The sequence below is a fragment of the Massilia sp. Masssp94 genome (assembly GCF_059491305.1).
In genome coordinates this window covers 1,012,152-1,025,976 of the sequence record NZ_CP168501.1, presented here as the reverse complement: position 1 = coordinate 1,025,976, position 13,825 = coordinate 1,012,152, and the positions used below count along the sequence as shown (strand labels likewise).

Genomic DNA, 13,825 nt, shown 5'->3' with positions numbered 1-13,825 from the left:
CTTAAGGAAATGGTAACCTTCAGGTTTTCCACGACCTGAAGGATTGTCCATGCCGCTCCTGCGTGCCGCCGGCCTCGGCCTGCTGCTGTCCCTGTCGCTGTCTCTCGCCCATGCGTCGCCCGCTGTTCCGCAGAATGGCGTCGACTATGCCACGCTCGCCCGTTCGCAGCCCGTGCAGGCGAACGGCGCCAAGGTCGAGGTCATCGAATTCTTCATGTACCACTGCCCGGTGTGCAATGCACTGGAACCGTTACTGGAGGAGTGGGTCAGGAAGGAAGGCGACCGCATCACGGTGCGCCGCATCCACTACCCGTCGACAGGACGGGCCGATCCGGAAGCGCATTTGTTCCTGACGCTCGAAGCACTGGGCCGGCTGGGCGACATGCACGCGAAAGTGTTCAAGGCGGTGCACACGGACCATATCCGTTTAAATAAAGACGACGTCATCATCGACTGGGCGGCGAAGAACGGCATCGACCGCGCGGCCTTCCTCGACGCGTGGAATTCGTTCGGCGTGACGACGCGCCTGCGCCAGCTCGACAAGGTCGCCGCCAACTACCAGGTCGAGTCCGCGCCCACGCTCATCGTCGGCGGCCGCTTCCTGACGAACCCCGGCCTGCTGTCGCGCCAGATGGAAGGCGCCGACCGCGCGGACGTGTTCAAGGCGACGCTGCAGGTGGCGGACAAGCTCGTCGACAAGGCCGCACAGGCGAAGTAATCAGGCCGACAGCACGCCGTCCGGCAGGCTGATCACGAAGCGGGCGCCGCCCAAGGTCGACTGCTCGACTTTCAGGTTGCCGCCATGCAGGGCGATCGCCTTGTGCGCGATCGACAGGCCGAGGCCGAAGCCGCCGGTGGCGCGGTCGCGGCTGCGGTCGAGGCGGTAGAACGGCTCGAAGATGCGTTCCCGTTCTTCTTCGGGAATGCCGGGGCCGTCGTCCTCGACGGCGATCTCGATGCGGCAATCGTCGCGCCGCACGCGCAGCGCGACCTCGTGCGCCGCGTACTTCTGCGCATTCCGCAGCAGGTTGCCGATGGCGCGGCCGAGCAGGCGGCGGTCGCCGTCCACGCTGCCCAGGCGCTCGCCCAGGTCCACGTGCAGGCGCTGCGGCTGCGGATGCAGGCCGTCCGTGCATTCGCGCAGCAGCGGCTCCAGCTCGAACAGGGCGCGCTGCGGACCCTGCGCGTTGTCCAGCTTGCTCATCGACAGCAGTTCGTTGACGAGATCGTTCAACTCGGTCAGGTCGCCTTCCATCGCCGCGATGCGCTTGGTCAGCGCGGGGTCGCCCGCGCGCTCGGCCAGCAGTTCCAGCGCGAATTCCAGCCGCGCGATCGGCGTGCGGAGTTCGTGTGACACGGAATGCAGCAGGTTCTTCTGCGCTTCCAGCAAGCCCTGGATGCGCTCGGCCATTGCATTGATGCGTTCGGCCAGCGGAAACACGGCGTCCGCCGGTTTCAGGTGCGCCCGCGCGGACAGCTGCCCGGCACCGAATTCATCCGCGACGCGCGACAGCGTCTGCAATGCCTGCCAGTGCGAGCGCGACCACAGCGCGATCGGCACGAGCAGCGCCAGCGCCACGACGACGTAGCGCACCACTTCCATCGCGAGCGCCTGGCCGAGGTCGATCGGCAGGTTGTACGCGCGAATCACTTCCTCGTTGCTGCCGATGTAGCGGTCGCCTTGCAGGTCGACGCGCCGGAAGAATGCCTTGTGCTGCGGATCCAGCACGACGTCGCCCCGCTCCAGCGCCTCATGCTGGCGGGCGGGCAGGGCGGCGCGCGCCTGGTCCAGCGGGATCAGGTCGAAATGGGCCTCCGACACTTCGCGCACCTTGTTCAGGCGGCCGAGCCACTCGTCGGCCGGCGCGCGGTCGACATATTGTTCGAGCAGGAAGATCTGCGCCGACGCCTGGCGCCGCGCGATGTCGTCCAGCGGATCGCCGAACAGCCGGGCGAAGACGAAATAGATGACGAACGTCGCCGCCGTGATCGACAGCATCACGAGCACGAAGAAGCGGAAAAACAGGCGATTCACGCCGCCGTCCTCCGGTCGTGGGCACTGTCTGGGGCTGAATTTGTCTTACACATCTCGAAATTGTATAGGAGCAATGATCGAAAAAACCATCCCTTACAAATTGAGGACAAATGCTGGACAGTCCGCGGATGAAGTTCTTGACCGGACTGCGTACGATTCACGACATAGGGTTTTCCGTTTGGGTCCGCCCGATGCGCGAGAGAAGGCGGACCCTTTTTTAATTCGGGATGCGTGCCGGGCACACGGCGCCATCGTTTCCAGGAGAGGGAGAGTATGAGCATGTTTGGACGCGTGATGACGCCGCTGGGCGCCATGATCGTCGGCGCGGCACTGGCCGCCTGCGGTGGAGGAAGCACGATGCATGACCAGCAAGCCAGCCCCGGAATCGCGGTCGGCGAGCCGCACCCGGCCGCCCTGGCCACCGCCCCGTTCGTCGAGATGGCGCGCACTGCCGCCTGCAGCGAGACGAAGAACCGTTTGTTCGTCATCGACGGCAAGCAAGTGTTCTGGGACCATGCCGGTCGTTGCGCGGACGCGTCCTATGAGCAAGTCCTGTTCGGCAACAAGCCGGAAGCCCGCCTGTGCTCGTACGGCGACACGATCGCCGGACCGAAGACCTATTGCCAGGACGAGAGCGCCCGCGCGCTGTTCGAGACGATCGTCAAGAATGCCGACCAGCCGGACCTGGGCCTGGGCAGCGGCCACAAGGTCGAACAACTCGCCTTCCTGCCGGCGGCCGGCACGACGGTCACGTTCGAAACCGTCGCGAAGGACACGTTCTCGGGCGTGACGGCGCCGCAGACCGTCGTCATCAAGGACCAGGCGGCCTGGGACAAGCTGTGGGCCCAGCACACCGCCGGCCGCACCTCGGTCCCGGCCCAGCCGAAAGTCGATTTCACGCGCAAGATGCTCTTCGCCGTGTTCGCCGGCGAATACGCCAGCGGTTGCCGCAGCATGGTCGTCGGCCGCGTGGCGGCGGGCGCCAGCAAGCTCGAAGTCGAGATCGACGAGCGCGACGTGACCACGGTCGCCATCTGCCTGCCGGTCGTGACCCAGCCGATGCAGGTCGTGGCCGTGGATCGCGTGGATGCCGACGTCGCGTTCAACAAGGTGGCCGCTGCGGACATCTTCTTCCAGACCGCGGATGCGACGAGCCTGTCGGGCGTCCACGACGAACGCACGGTCGTCGTCAAGGACGAGGCTGCCTGGACCCGCCTGTGGAACGAACACGCGCCGGGTCGCGCCAGGCCTGCCGTCGATTTCGCGTCGCAGATGGTCGTCGGCGTCTTCATGGGCAGCGGCGCCAACAGCTGCTACTCGACTGCCATCGACGGCATCCTGCGCGCGGGCGACAAGATCCTCGTGCGTGAGGTGCGCTCGGTGCCGGGACCGGACATCATGTGCGCCATGCACGTGACGACCCCTGCGCACCTGGCCGTGATCCCGCGCAGCGATCTGCCGGTGGTATTTTCGACTGAAGTGGCAACGAGGCATTAAAGCAGGAAAGGATATGGGAGGAAGGAAGACAAGGACGTAGAATGTTGTCTTCCCGAATCTTTCAACCCCGAACATGAACAAGCTTCTCTTCCTCGCGCTGGGCGCTGCCTGCGGTACGGCGTGGGCCCAGACGCCGGCGACCAACCCCATGCCCGACGGCAGCCGCGACATGTACGTGGGCCTCGGCGTGCAGTCGGCGCCGCGCTGGGACGGGACGGGAAGCCGCAAGGTATCAGCGTTGCCGGTGCTCCAGGTTCAATGGAGCAACGGCCTTTTTATTTCCGGCATGAGCGCCGGCATGCACCTGACGGACAGCCCGACGTTCGAATACGGCCCGCTGGTCGCCGTGCAGCCCGGCCGTGACGAGTCCGGCACCGGCCAGACCGTCGACGGCGCCAGCTCATGGGGTACGACCCTGATCGGCCCGGTCCCGGATCCGATCGACAAGCGCCACATGGTCGCCACGCGCCTCGAGGGCATGGACAAGATCGGCGCCCGCTTGCAGGGCGGCGTCTTCGCGAACTATTACCTGACGCCGCAATGGCGCCTGACGAGCAGCGTGCTGTATGGCGCCGGCAACGACCACGACGGCGCGCGCCTGGACCTGGGCGTGCAGCGGCTCGCGTTCGAGCTGGGCAGCCAGCACCGCGTGTCGGTGTCGGCGGGCGTGTCCATCGTCAACCGCAACTATAACCAGACGTATTTCGGCATCTCGCGGGAAGAAGCGTCGCGTAGCCGCTTTTCCTATTACGAGGCGGGCGGCGGCCTGCAGGAGGCGCACGTCGGCGTGCGCTGGAACTGGGCCCTGTCGCCCTCGTGGATGCTGACGTCGAACCTGCAGGCCAAGGGTCTGCTGGGCAATGCCGCCAAGAGCCCGCTCGTCGAGCGGTCCACCAACCTGACGGTTTCGACCGCCTTCGCCTACCGGTTCTGATGATGCGCGCATCCCGCCAACTCATCGCTGCCTTTGTCGCGCTGCTCGCGGTCGGATCGACCGGCGCGCAGGCCGGGACACAGGGCGAGGCACAGGCCGGCGAATGGGTGAGCTACCGGGATGCGTACCGGGCGATGGTCCAGTTCGAGAAATACGGCGGTCCGAAGAACCTGCTGCAAAGCCAGCTGCAGGTGCAGTCGCGCGACCACGCCGGACTGGGCGAGGGCGCCCAGCTCACGCTGACGGGCAAGACGACGCAGCTGAACCTGCCGCTGGACGCCCTCGGCCGCACGGTGTTTCCGCTGACGAAGGCGGCGTACGACGAGAACGCGGCCCTCGTCCTGAACCGCAAGGGCATGCCGTTCGTGCTGCGCCCGCAGGTGACGATCGCGCCGCGCGCCGACGGCCAGTACGATGCCGCCGACCTGCGCACGGCCTGCGCCCAGGCGCTCGGCTTCGTGCGCTACGTGGATGCGTCGCAGCGCGCGCGCCAGTGTGCCGGTGTGCGCTTCGTGTTCCCACGGAAGGGATCGGCCGAAACGGCCGGCGCCCGCCTGCGCCACGCGGACGGCGGCGAGCAGGCGTTGCCTGTCACGTCCGGCGCCGCCTTCGCGGACGATCCGGACGAAGGCTTCCCCATCGTGACCTGGCGCTTCGCCACGGCGCCCGGACGGGCCCAGGTCATCACCTACAATGCGCCGCTCGCGATCGTCCCGATCTTCGAATAACTTGGTATGCTCGTCCGGTTGCATACAACGAGGACGAGCATGGACAAGACAATCCTGATCACGGGCGCCAGCCGCGGCATCGGCGCCGCCTGCGCGCTGCTGGCCGCACGGCGCGGCTACACGGTCTGCGTGAATTACCGGGACAACGACGCGGCGGCAAACGCCGTCGTACAGGCCATCGAAGCGGCCGGCGGCCACGCGTTCGCGGTGGCGGCCGACGTGGCAGACGAAGGCGACGTGGCGCGCCTGTTCGCGGCCATCGATGCGCGCTGCGGCCGGCTCGACGCCCTCGTCAACAATGCCGGCATCCTCGCGCGCCAGGCGCGGGTCGAACACATGGACGCCGCCCGCATCAACCGCATCCTCGCCACCAACGTCACGGGCAGCTTCCTGTGCGCGCGCGAAGCCGTGCGGCGCATGTCCACGAAGCACGGCGGCAACGGCGGGGCGATCGTGAATCTGTCGTCGCGCGCGGCCGTGCTCGGATCGGCCAACGAGTACGTCGATTACGCCGCGTCGAAGGCGGCCGTGGATGCGCTGACGATCGGGTTGGCCAAGGAAGTGGCGCAGGAGGGCATCCGCGTGAACGGCGTGCGGCCGGGGCTGATCGACACGGACATGCATGCCAGCGGCGGCGAGCCGGGGCGCATCCAGCGCCTGCAATCGTCCGTGCCGATGGCGCGGGGCGGCACGGCGGACGAGGTGGCGGCTGCCGTGCTGTGGCTGCTGTCGGACGAGGCGTCGTATGCGACCGGGACATTCATCGACGTGTCCGGCGGCCGCTAGGAATCAGTTCCAGGCCGAGGGCGAGAACAGATAACCCTCGCCCCAAACCGTCTTGATCTTCTCGGACAGGTTGTCGTCGAACTTGCGGCGCAGCTTGGAGATGCAGTTGTCGATGCTGCGGTCGAGGCCGTCGAATTCGATGCCGCGCATTTTCTTGAGCAGTTCGTCGCGCGACAGCACGCGCCCGGCGGCCTCGGCCAGCACGAGCAGCAGCTTGTATTCGGTGTTGCTGAGCACGCACGGCTGGCCGCGCCACGTGACGCTGCGGTCGCTCGTCATGATGCGCAGCGCGCCGAACTCGAGCACGCGGGAATCCGTCGTCGTCTTCGTCTGCGTACGGCGCAGCAAGGCGCGCAGGCGCGCCAGCAGCACGCGCGGCTGCACGGGCTTGTTGACGAAGTCGTCCGCACCCTGTTCCAGGCCCGAGACTTCATCATAGGTATCTTCGCGCGCCGTGAGGATCAGGATCGGCACGTCCGATACGTCCCGGATCTGGCGGCACACGACCATGCCGTCCATGCCGGGCAGCATGAGGTCGAGCACGACGATGTCGGGCGCGGCCGTCTTGAAATGTTCCAGCGCGGCGTCGCCCCGCGTGACGAGGTCGACCGAGAATTCATAGCCGGACAGGTATTCCGTCACCAGTTCCGCGAGGCGCGGATCGTCTTCCACCAACAGTACGCGATACATGATGTTCTCCTTGAGCCCGACATTTTATAAGAGTGGGCAAGGTTGGAGCATGTTTGGTGGGTCGCCATGACAAAAACGTACAGTTTCGCGACAAATCCCGGTGCAGTGCCGGCGGCACCTGGCGGAAGTCGAAGCCCATCTAGGGAAGTGCTGAACAAATAGGTTTTGCGCCCGAGTCGAGACGACAAACCAGCATCGGATGCCAAGGTGGTCGAATTCAGGTATTTTTCGCGTCTGGTGCGGGGCCTCGAGACGCGTTTTGGCGCGCCACGGTGGACGTTTCCAGGTTCAGGACGGAGTTCGGGCGTGGGCGCTTCCAAAAGTTCGGCCGGCCAGCACCAGATTGGCGAACGCGAACAAGGTATGCAACTGCGCGGTGTTCTTCGCCAGTCCTCGGTAACGCGTCTTGCGATGCTTGAACAGGTTCTTCAGCACGTGAAACGGATGCTCGACTTTGGCGCGCACGCTGGCCTTGGCCTTCTCCAGCTTTTCCTTGGCGCGGCCCAGCGGATTCTTCTTCATGGCCTTGCGCACGCTGCGCTTCATCGCGATGTGCCAGATGACCGCCTTGTCCGCGTTCTCCGGGCGCTTGTCGGCGCCTTGGTATCCAGCGTCACCGAACACCATTTTTTCGTCGCCATGAAGGAGATTGTGGGCTTGCGTGACGTCGGACACGTTGCCCGCCGTGGTCACGAGCGTATGCGTCAGGCCGGATTTGGCATCGACGCCGATATGGGCCTTCATGCCGAAGAACCAGTTCTTGCCCTTCTTCGACTGATGCATTTCCGGATCGCGTTTTTCGTCGCGGTTCTTGGTCGAGGGAGGCGCCGCGATCAAGGTCGCGTCGACGATGGTCCCCTCGCGCATCATCAAGCCCTTGCTAGCCAGATGCCCGTTGATTTCATCGAAGATCCTGCGCGTCAGGTTATGCTTTTCGAGCAGACGGCGGAACTTGAGCAGGGTCGTCGCGTCCGGCGCCGACTCGTGCGTCAGGTCGATGCCGACAAAGCCGCGAATGGCCTGGCTGTCGTAGATCGCATCTTCGATGCCCTCGTCCGACAAGCCGAAGCATTGCTGCGCGACGTACATGCGCAGCATTCGCTCCAGACCCACAGGCGGACGACCGCGACCTTCGCCCTTGGGGTAATACGGCAGCAGCGCCGCCACCAGCGCCGGCCATGGCGTCACGGACTCGATCTCAGCCAGAAAACGATCGCGTCGCGTCAGTCTCTTCTTGCTTGCGAACTCGGCGTCGGAAAAACTCGTTTGCTTCATCGGAATGCTGGAAAGATGGGATGCGTCATTGTGCCAGTTGCGCCGGCGGCCGGGGGAGCTCAGCGATTAAATCAGATGGTATGGACGCCTCCTCCCGGACTCCGGCAGAGCAGGAGATTTGCACGCATTGTCGAAGGCAGTAGAGTAGCTGACATTCACCAGACAGGGGGATTCGACATGAAACAGCTCGTCATTGGTATGGATATCGCCAAAACCGTGTTCCAGCTCCACTCTGTTGATACGAATGGCGAAGTCAAGCGCTTGAAACTGCAACGTAATGAGGTTATCCCGTTTTTCACACAGCTTGCACCTGCTATCGTCGCAATGGAGGCTTGTGGCGGCGCCCATGAATGGGGGCGCAAGCTCAGTGTCCTCGGCCATCAAGTCAAACTGTTGGCGCCGAAATCGGTGCGTCCCTTTGTCCAGCGCAATAAAACCGACGCAGCTGATGCAAAGGCGATCTGGACCGCTGTCCAACAGCCCGAGGCGCGTACCGTGGCCCTGAAAACTGAGCATCAACAAACCATCCTGGCCCTGCATCGCATGCGCGAGCAACTGATGAAGTTTCGCATCATGCAGACCAACGCGTTACGCGGCATCCTGTATGAGTTCGGCATCGTGCTGCCGGCCGGGTATCCCGCGCTGACGAAGGCGTGGGCCGACGCTCTGTCGGAGGCATCCGAGCGGCTGCCAGAAGTGCTGGTTGTGAGCCTCCAGGAACAGTGGGCACGTGTTCAATCCCTGGATCGGGAAATGGCAGTGATCGAACGTCGATTGACCGACTCCCTGCGCAGGACCGAGCAGTGCAGGAGGTTGATCGAGATCCCCGGCGTCGGCTTGTTCACCGCGACCGCCGCGGTCGCGACAATCGGCGACCCCGCCACTTTCAAATCCGGCCGTGAATTCGCATCGTGGCTCGGGTTGGCACCGCGACAGACTGGAACAGGCGGACGCGTTCGACAACATGGGATAAGCAAGCGCGGCAATGTCTATCTGCGTACCCTGCTCATGCATGGGGCTCGCGCGATCGTAGCGCGACGTGGGCACTCGCCTTGGCTTGAAGCCCTGCTCAAGCGCCGGCCATACAGCGTCGTTGTCGCAGCGCTGGCAAACAAGCTGGCTCGTACGATTTGGGCAGTCCTGTCTCACGGCACACGGTTCAATGCCCCTGCACCTGCGTGATCGGGGAATTTGAGTCCGCATTGGCAGTACCATTTTCACCTTCAAGGAGCGCAAGCGATCAGAGATGATGGCGGACAGGTAGGACCGGGACGAGGACAACCTGGTAGGGAAATTGGAGCCGCAAGTGCTCGTAAATCAGATGAGGACCTCGTCAGCGAATTCCATCAGGGCCAGCAGGTCTCCAGCCTGCACAGACAGGCCGGATATAAGACTGCGACCTTACTGTCAACCAGCGTCAAAAATCACTTGAACTCCAGGAGGCGTCCATATAAGCACTTCCCTAGCGCGTGAGGGCACGGTCCTCGTCCTGGTCGGCCCGGGTAGTTGGTGAACGTTTTTAAACAATCTGACCGCAATTTTTACCGCCGTGATATTCGGAGAGTTTTTATTGCAACAATGACATCTACACTTCGACTCTCGTTTGTAAAATATTTATTTTGGAAAACAAGTCGCGTTTTTCATCTTGGCGCATCAGTAGCATTCCTTCTAAATCCATGACGATTTGCACAATCAACTTCATCAAGCACGTATTACGTAAATTCTTGCGGATCGATATTGCCTTTGCTGCACTCGTCGCAGGCAATGCATATGCTGTCGCGCCCGAGGCATGTGACCCGGGGCCAGTTGCGAGGGATATTCAAATCGTCATTACCAAGAGCGCGGAAGGCGCGGTGGCCAGTTATCGCTTTTCCGAACCGGTAAATTGCTTCCGGCTTGCCGATGCGGGTTCTGTGCGCAAGTTGACATGGAAAATGCTCACGGCTGGTACGCGACTCAGCGAAAACGGCAACGTCGTTTTCATGGAAAAGGCGCGAACTGGTTTTCAAGTGCTATTACAACCGTTTCAATATGACGGCCAGATCGACCGCACCTACTCGCCAGTTATCGTTTTCGGAGACGGCAGTTCCGCAGCCATATATACCGCATATCTGCTGGGAGAGAGCCAGCCCGGTAAAATGACATTCAATTACCGCGGATTTTCGCCGTTTGCCCCGGTCGGCAAGATTGGCCACCAAAGCGACGTCGCCGGCGAACATCCAGGTTATCTGATCGTCGGTTCGCCGATGCTTGTACAGCAAGGAAAGGCATCGATGATTCTGGATCGCGCTTTGCCGGTCTGGTTGAGAGCCGAGGTGACGAAACAGTTGCGCCAGGGTGTAGCGACACTGTCGTCGGTTGCCGCGCTGCCCGGCAAAATGTCGTACCTGCTGACTTACACCGATCCCCGATCTCCCGGCGCGTATTGGCGTGGCGACACGCTTCATCAATTCGTCCGTTTGAATTTTTTTGGCGAGAAATGGCAGCACGAAGATCCGGCCCTCGCAGCGGCGGCCACCCGGTTTGGCCTGCACGAACTGTTTCATCTAGTGAATGATCGGATCCGTTCCGGCCAGCCGGGTGATGGTTCGCTGTCGCTGCTTGAGGGTGGGGCTGAAGCTGCCGCCGCCACATTGATGCATCGCTCAGGCGAACTCGACGACACTGGATTCGTCGCCAACATGGATTCGGCGATCATGCGTTGCTTGGCAGTGACCGGCGATACGCTGGCGGATAAGGAAAGAAATAATACAAGGTCCACCCCCTATGCCTGCGGAGAAATGCTCCAGTATCTGGCTGCAAGCACTTTAAAAAAGAAAGTCGGTCAGGCCGATATGCTCGCAATCTGGAAAGCCTTGTTGTCACGCCAGAAAGGAGAGGCGTATGGCTGGGACGAGTTCTTCGTCGCGTTACGTCAGGAGGCCGATCCCGCTGCACTGGAGCAAATTTCGATGCTCGAAAAACTGGTAGGCGGCACTGCCTCCTGGCACGAAACGCTCGGGTTTTTCGAGGCGCGGTCCGTGCTGCGAAAACGTGACGACGCAGAATTGCGCAGGCCGGAACAATCGGCATTTTATGCCAAATTTATCTTGTGGCAAATGCTAGAGGGGCATTGCAACGGACGGTTCGGAATTAATTCCATCAACGCCGACTATATCCTGGATGCGCCACCCGAGTCCTGTTCCGGCCTGCCGGACAAGTTCCGGATAGTCGCCATGAACGGCCATCGGCTGGCAGATGAGGGATATGGCGCCTACCGCGAACAGATACGCCGATGCGCTGCGGGAGAACTGACCGAACTGAAGGACGACCAGGGAGAGATACGTACCGCCACTTGTGGCAAGGCTGTCAGGCAGCTTCAGTTATACAGTTTCGGTCGAAACCATTAAGGCCACCTCGATCCGGCGCCGCCTCGGCAGCCTGATTTTGAAAGCGCCAGGCACCTCGATCCTGGCAATTCGGCGGGCCACCCAACTGCCGCTTTAGAACGGCGCCAGGCCGCGTTCGTTCAAGAAGACGAGGCGCTTGAAGTTGTAGCTGGCTGCCCACGCACCGCTTGGCCGTCGTGCGGGCCGATTTGTGCAACAAAGCCGTTGGCTTTGCCCGCTTCCTGGCAATACGTAAATGCGAACGGCCCGCAAAGTGGGCCGTCCGGTCCAGAGTGTGTCGCGTATTACGCGAAGTTCTTGTTCACGAAGTCCCAGTTGACGACGTTCCACCATGCCTCGACGAACTTCGGACGGGCGTTGCGGTAGTCGATGTAGTAGGCGTGTTCCCAGACGTCGCAGGTCAGCAGGGCCACGTTCTCGGTGGTCAGCGGGGTGCCGGCGTTCGAGGTGTTGACGATGTCGACGGTGCCGTCCGTTTTCTTGACCAGCCAGGTCCAGCCCGAACCGAAGTTGCCGACGGCCGACTTCTGGAATTCTTCCTTGAACTTGTCGAACGAACCCCACTTGGTGTTGATCGCATCGGCGACCGGGCCGGTCGGGGCGCCGCCGCCGTTCGGGGTCATGCAGTTCCAGAAGAAGGTGTGGTTCCACACCTGGGCCGAGTTGTTGAACACGCCGCCTTGGGATTTCTTGATGATCTCTTCCAGCGACAGGTTTTCGAACTCGGTGCCCTTGATCAGGTTGTTCAGGTTCGTGACGTAAGCCTGATGGTGCTTGCCGTAGTGGTATTCCAGCGTCTCGGCCGAGATGTGCGGCTGCAGGGCGTCCTTAGCGTACGGCAGTGGGGGCAGGGTATGTTCCATGTCTTGTTCCTTAGTGTAAGTTGACGGAAGACCTCGATAAACCTACTGCGCGTTGCATTGTTGGCCCGCGATGCTCGCTGTACATCACGTACAGCTGCGCTTCTCGGCCAACACTGCTGCCGCTCGCTACGGTTTCTCGAGGTCTTGGTTTTGGTGCAATTCGGGCGCTTATTCTAAACCGGTTAGCTAAACGTTGCAGATATGACTTTGCGAATACACCAGATTGTCATTCGAGTAAGGCCTGTACGCCGGCGACACTGACCTCGGCACTGCCTTCCGCCAGGCGGATATGCAACACGTCGCGCGGCTTGATCTGGCCCGGCGCATGTAGGACTTTACCTTTCGCGTTGCTGACGATCGCATAGCCGCGCTCCAGCGTTCGCTGCGGGTTCAGCAGTTCCAGTTGCGCCGCCAGGGCGTTCAATGCCTCGCGCCGTGCGCGCAACTGGTTGCCGACGCTGGCCACGAGATGGCGCCGGTCGGATTCCAGCCGCGTGCGCAGGCCGCTCCAGTCCGGGCGATGGCGAGCCCAGCGCTGTTGCAGCTGCGCCAGCAGCACACCATGACGGTTCACCGGCGCGCGGACGGCATGCGTGAGACTGCTGGCCATGCCGAGAAGTTTCAGGCGCTGGTGCTGGATCTGGCTCGATGGGCTCAGCAGGCGGCGCGACAGGTTGTCGAGGCCCTGGCTGGCGTCGGACAGGACGCGGTCCATCGCGCGGCGCAGGTCGCCCGCGTCCGCCTGCAGCGATGCGACCCAGTCCGCGCGCGCGGTGGCGGCGAGCTCGGCGGCGGCCGTCGGCGTGGCGGCGCGCAGGTCGGCGGCGAAGTCGGCGATGGTGAAATCCGTCTCGTGGCCCACGCCCGAGATCACGGGCATGCTGCACGCCGCGATCGCGCGTGCGACCGCTTCCTCGTTGAAGCTCCACAGGTCTTCGATCGAGCCGCCGCCGCGGCACACGATCAGCACGTCCACTTCGCGCCGGTGCGACGCGATCGCGATGGCTTCCGCGATCTTCTGCGCGGCCAGCTGGCCCTGCACGGGCGCCGGGTACAGCACGATGCGCACGTGCGGCACGCGCCGCCTGAGGGCCGTCAGCACGTCGCGCAGCGCGGCCGCCTGCGGGCTCGTGACGATGCCCACCGTGCGCGCGAACAGCGGCAGCGGACGCTTGCGCCCTTCGTCGAACAGGCCCTCGGCCCCCAGCTTTTCCTTCAGGCGCATGAATGCTTCGTACAACGCGCCCACGCCCGCGCGGCGGATCGCCTCCACGTTGATCTGGTAATCGCCGCGCGCGCCGTACAGCGTGACGAGGGCGCGCACCTCGACCTTGGCGCCTTCGCGCGGGGTGAAGCCCGCGTACTGGGCACGGCCGCGGAACATGACGGCGCGCACCTGGGCCGCGTCGTCCTTCAAGGTGAAATACCAGTGGCCGCTGGCCGCGCGCGTGAAATTCGATATCTCGCCACCGATCCAGACGAGGGGAAAGGTGCGCTCCAGCAGGCGTGCCACCTGCTGGTTGAGGGCCGTGACGGTCAGTACCGGCGGGGTGGCGTAGGCGGGATCGGCGTCTTCGGTGGGGAACATAGGGTTGGGCTCGTTTGAACTGTCCACAAAAACATGGCTG

General features: G+C 63.1%; 12 protein-coding genes. 7 read left to right on the top strand and 5 right to left on the bottom strand.

Going from position 1 to position 13,825, the window contains the following annotated elements; genetic code table 11:
- Window positions 1-49: 49 nt before the first annotated feature.
- Window positions 50-718, top strand: coding sequence for a thiol:disulfide interchange protein DsbA/DsbL (locus ACEN9G_RS04370; RefSeq protein ID WP_413339670.1), 669 nt, complete (start codon window positions 50-52; stop codon window positions 716-718).
- On the opposite strand, the gene ACEN9G_RS04365 is transcribed toward ACEN9G_RS04370, so the two are convergent.
- A complete protein-coding gene (locus ACEN9G_RS04365; protein ID WP_413339672.1) occupies window positions 719-2,035 on the bottom strand; it encodes an ATP-binding protein in 1,317 nt (438 codons plus the stop codon).
- A 273-nt stretch (window positions 2,036-2,308) separates the two neighbouring features.
- Here ACEN9G_RS04365 and ACEN9G_RS04360 point away from each other — a divergent pair, with 273 nt between their 5' ends.
- From ACEN9G_RS04360 to ACEN9G_RS04345, 4 genes are all read left to right on the top strand, one after another.
- On the top strand, window positions 2,309-3,532 hold the full coding sequence (locus ACEN9G_RS04360) for a hypothetical protein (RefSeq protein WP_413339674.1): 1,224 nt from the start codon (window positions 2,309-2,311) through the stop codon (window positions 3,530-3,532).
- 73 nt (window positions 3,533-3,605) lie between these two features.
- On the top strand, window positions 3,606-4,466 hold the full coding sequence (locus tag ACEN9G_RS04355; protein ID WP_413339676.1) for a MipA/OmpV family protein: 861 nt from the start codon (window positions 3,606-3,608) through the stop codon (window positions 4,464-4,466).
- Entirely contained in the window at window positions 4,466-5,194 is a 729-nt protein-coding gene (locus ACEN9G_RS04350; protein ID WP_483126422.1) for a hypothetical protein, read from the top strand. Before ACEN9G_RS04355 ends, ACEN9G_RS04350 begins: the two co-directional genes overlap by 1 nt.
- A gap of 39 nt (window positions 5,195-5,233) precedes the next feature.
- Window positions 5,234-5,980, top strand: a complete 747-nt coding sequence (locus ACEN9G_RS04345; protein WP_413339680.1) for an SDR family oxidoreductase — start codon at window positions 5,234-5,236, stop codon at window positions 5,978-5,980.
- 3 nt (window positions 5,981-5,983) lie between these two features.
- Here the strand turns inward: ACEN9G_RS04345 and ACEN9G_RS04340 are convergent, their stop codons facing one another.
- Both ACEN9G_RS04340 and ACEN9G_RS04335 read right to left on the bottom strand, forming a co-directional pair.
- Window positions 5,984-6,670, bottom strand: coding sequence for a response regulator (locus ACEN9G_RS04340; RefSeq protein ID WP_413339682.1), 687 nt, complete (start codon window positions 6,668-6,670; stop codon window positions 5,984-5,986).
- Window positions 6,671-6,958: 288 nt separating this feature from the next.
- Window positions 6,959-7,945 (bottom strand): IS5 family transposase, encoded by a 987-nt coding sequence (locus ACEN9G_RS04335; protein WP_413339684.1) that lies wholly within the window; start codon window positions 7,943-7,945, stop codon window positions 6,959-6,961.
- Window positions 7,946-8,122: 177 nt separating this feature from the next.
- Between ACEN9G_RS04335 and ACEN9G_RS04330 the strand changes: the two genes are divergently transcribed.
- Entirely contained in the window at window positions 8,123-9,127 is a 1,005-nt protein-coding gene (locus ACEN9G_RS04330) for an IS110 family RNA-guided transposase (protein ID WP_413346122.1), read from the top strand.
- 437 nt (window positions 9,128-9,564) lie between these two features.
- Entirely contained in the window at window positions 9,565-11,334 is a 1,770-nt protein-coding gene (locus ACEN9G_RS04325) for a hypothetical protein (RefSeq protein WP_483127727.1), read from the top strand.
- Between the two features lie 284 nt (window positions 11,335-11,618).
- Here the strand turns inward: ACEN9G_RS04325 and ACEN9G_RS04320 are convergent, their stop codons facing one another.
- Complete coding sequence (locus ACEN9G_RS04320; protein WP_413338455.1) at window positions 11,619-12,197, bottom strand: superoxide dismutase; 579 nt, start codon at window positions 12,195-12,197, stop codon at window positions 11,619-11,621.
- Window positions 12,198-12,423: 226 nt separating this feature from the next.
- Window positions 12,424-13,785 carry an exodeoxyribonuclease VII large subunit gene (gene xseA, locus ACEN9G_RS04315; protein ID WP_483127726.1) on the bottom strand — a complete coding sequence of 454 codons (1,362 nt, stop codon included), beginning with the start codon at window positions 13,783-13,785 and terminating at the stop codon, window positions 12,424-12,426.
- Window positions 13,786-13,825: the final 40 nt, after the last annotated feature.

Coding starts and splice junctions, on each gene's coding strand:
- ACEN9G_RS04370 (WP_413339670.1), top strand. CDS start 50: ATGCCGCTCCTGCGTGCCGCCGGCCTCGGCCTGCTGCTGTCCCTGTCG.
- ACEN9G_RS04360 (WP_413339674.1), top strand. CDS start 2,309: ATGAGCATGTTTGGACGCGTGATGACGCCGCTGGGCGCCATGATCGTC.
- ACEN9G_RS04355 (WP_413339676.1), top strand. CDS start 3,606: ATGAACAAGCTTCTCTTCCTCGCGCTGGGCGCTGCCTGCGGTACGGCG.
- ACEN9G_RS04350 (WP_483126422.1), top strand. CDS start 4,466: ATGATGCGCGCATCCCGCCAACTCATCGCTGCCTTTGTCGCGCTGCTC.
- ACEN9G_RS04345 (WP_413339680.1), top strand. CDS start 5,234: ATGGACAAGACAATCCTGATCACGGGCGCCAGCCGCGGCATCGGCGCC.
- ACEN9G_RS04340 (WP_413339682.1), bottom strand. CDS start 6,670: ATGTATCGCGTACTGTTGGTGGAAGACGATCCGCGCCTCGCGGAACTG.
- ACEN9G_RS04335 (WP_413339684.1), bottom strand. CDS start 7,945: ATGAAGCAAACGAGTTTTTCCGACGCCGAGTTCGCAAGCAAGAAGAGA.
- ACEN9G_RS04330 (WP_413346122.1), top strand. CDS start 8,123: ATGAAACAGCTCGTCATTGGTATGGATATCGCCAAAACCGTGTTCCAG.
- ACEN9G_RS04320 (WP_413338455.1), bottom strand. CDS start 12,197: ATGGAACATACCCTGCCCCCACTGCCGTACGCTAAGGACGCCCTGCAG.
- xseA (WP_483127726.1), bottom strand. CDS start 13,785: ATGTTCCCCACCGAAGACGCCGATCCCGCCTACGCCACCCCGCCGGTA.